This is a genomic window from Kitasatospora sp. NPDC088779, from assembly GCF_040685395.1.
Classification (GTDB): Bacteria; Actinomycetota; Actinomycetes; order Streptomycetales; family Streptomycetaceae; genus Kitasatospora.
In genome coordinates, this window is the sequence record NZ_JBFBHW010000119.1 from 1 (window position 1) to 1,905 (window position 1,905).

General features: G+C 72.5%; 2 protein-coding genes and 1 pseudogene. All 3 read left to right on the forward strand.

Annotated features, from left to right (window positions below):
- A pseudogene (locus AB0P03_RS40740) lies at positions 1 to 117 on the forward strand (NmrA family transcriptional regulator); the annotation flags it as partial.
- 181 nt (positions 118 to 298) lie between these two features.
- Positions 299 to 892, forward strand: coding sequence for an anthrone oxygenase family protein (locus AB0P03_RS40745; protein ID WP_363633787.1), 594 nt, complete (start codon positions 299 to 301; stop codon positions 890 to 892).
- Between the two features lie 211 nt (positions 893 to 1,103).
- The gene (locus tag AB0P03_RS40750) at positions 1,104 to 1,808 is read left to right on the forward strand and encodes a polysaccharide deacetylase family protein (RefSeq protein WP_363633789.1); all 705 of its coding nucleotides are present in this window, start codon (positions 1,104 to 1,106) and stop codon (positions 1,806 to 1,808) included.
- The last annotated feature ends 97 nt before the right edge of the window (positions 1,809 to 1,905 follow it).

Genomic DNA, 1,905 nt, shown 5'->3' on the forward strand with positions numbered 1-1,905 from the left:
CTGGACGGTCGTAACGCTTCGTTGGGGGACGGGGTGCGGCGGGCGTTGGGGCGTGAGCCGCGGGACTTCGCCGACTTCGCCCGCGAGGCCGCCGCGTCCGGGGTCTGGGACGTGTGAGCCGCCCACCGCTCCGCACAACTCGCAGGCCAGTCAGTTTCGTTGATCGTCGGTGCCGGGCCTCGCCGACTTCCTGACCGTCCATCCGGGTCGAACCCGGGAGCGGTACGGAAGCCGGTGCCCGGGCACCGTGGTGGCCCCCGCGCTGGGCGGGGGCCGGGGAGAAATCGAAGGATTACCGATGCGCTCGAACCAGACCGCGACTCCAGCTTCCTACTCCGCTCCATCCTCCTTCGGCGGCCTCGCGCCGGGCGCCTCGGCGGCTCCCGCCGCACGGAGCAAGGCCGCCGGGCCCGTCCTGGCGGGCGCCACCATCGCGATGGGCCTGATGGCGGGCCTGTTCTTCGCCTTCGACGTGTCCGTGATGCCGGGCCTCGCGGCGGGCGACGACCGGACGTACGTGACGGCGATGCAGCACATCAACAAGTCGATCGAGAACGGCATGTTCGGCCTGGTCTTCGTCGGCGCCTTCGTGGCGACGGGCGTGGCGGCCTGGCTCCAGCACAAGGCCGGCCGGCGCCAGGCGGCGCTGTGGGCCGCCGGGGCGACGGTGCTCTACGTGGTGGCCCTGATGGTCACCATGGGCGTCAACATCCCGCTCAACAACCAGCTGGCGCAGGCCGGCGACCCGTCCCAGATCACCGACTTCGCGAGCGTGCGCGCCAAGTTCGAGGGCACCTGGGTGGCCACCAACATGCTCCGCACGCTGCTCTGCACGGGCGGCCTGGCGGCCCTGACCCGGGCGCTGGTCCTGCACGGCCGCGCCTCGCGCTGAACGGCCGGGCCCCGCAACGGGGTTGACGCCCCTGGTGGATCCCCACCGGGGGCGGTCGCCATGCCCGGCCCTGTGCCTGGCCCTGTTTCCGCGGCTGGTCAACCCGCCGGGCAGCTGGCCGAATTCACCCCCGGCCGGTCGCGGCGACGGCGCCGTTCGGCGCAGACTGGTCGGTACAGGGCGGTTCCGGCACCAGGGGCAGGGGGCAGGCATGGCCGTACATTCCGGCAGGCGCAGGGCGGTTGGGCGGATTCGGACCGCGATCGGCGCACTCGCCGTCGCCCTGGTGGCGGGAGCGGCGGTCGCGGTGCCGGCCGCACCCGCCGAGGCGGCGGGCGCCAAGGCCGACAAGGGAGGAAAGGTCGTCTACCTCACCTTCGACGACGGCCCCAGCCCCACGTACACGCCGAAGATCCTCGGGATCCTCGCCCGCTACGGCGTGCGTGCGACGTTCTTCGAGATCGGGCAGAACGTCGCCGCCCATCCGGCGCTCACCGGGCAGGTCGCCCGGGCGGGCCACAGCGTGCAGAACCACTCCTGGTCGCACCCGGACCTGCGCCGGCTCTCGGCCTCCGCCGTCAACGCCCAGGTGGCGAACACGGACAAGGCGATCCGCGCCCAGACCGGCCGCACCCCGAGCTGCCTGCGCCCGCCCTACGGTTCGGTCGACGGCGCGGTGCGCTCGCGGGCGGCGGCGCTCGGCAAGCAGGTCGTGCTGTGGTCGGTGGACCCGACCGACTGGTCCCGGCCGGGAACGGCGGCCATCCAGTCCCGGGTGCTGAAGAACGTCCGCCCGGGTTCGGTGATCCTGCTGCACGACGGCGGCGGAGACCGCAGCCAGACCGCTGCCGCACTTCCGGCGATCCTCTCCACCCTCAAGTCACGCGGGTTCACCTTCGGGACCCTCTGCGGCTAGGCCCAATGCCGGTGACTTTAGGTTGCTCCTGGCTGGGTGATGGTGACTGTCGCCGGTTCTGGTTGCGGCCAGTTGCGGTGTTGGGAGCGTTTGAGGG